This is a genomic window from Mesorhizobium sp. Arg314, from assembly GCF_053714275.1.
The window spans coordinates 1-323 of sequence record NZ_JBSKBP010000307.1 but is presented as its reverse complement, the minus strand read 5'-3'; the positions used below and the strand labels follow the sequence as shown (position 1 = coordinate 323).

At 67.2% G+C, this 323-nt stretch carries 1 protein-coding gene; it reads left to right on the top strand.

All coding sequences use genetic code 11. The annotated features are described in order from the left end of the window. On the top strand, window positions 1–323 hold a 323-nt coding region (locus ACWGS9_RS35620; protein WP_454509535.1), incomplete at both ends, for a hypothetical protein.

Below are 323 nucleotides of genomic sequence, written 5' to 3'. Positions count from 1 at the left end.
TCGGCCGACGCGCCATTGCAGGGCGAGCCGTCGGTTCCGGGATTGACGCGCCTCACGCCGCCGCTCCCCGACCCGATCGACATGGATAGCACGATCGGATTGACGGTGGACGACCACTTTTCGGCGTCTGACCTGGACGTGGACGGGGGGACGTATCCGCAAGCCCGTGAGCATCTGTCAGTGCAGGCGTTTGGGGAGCAGGAGCATGTTTCGCGGCCGGCCACGCCGATGGAAGCGGTTGCCGGACTGACGGCAGAGCAACCGGCGGTCCAGCCCGAGACCATGAGGCGCGACGGAGAGCCTGGCAAACGCAAGGCCACCGA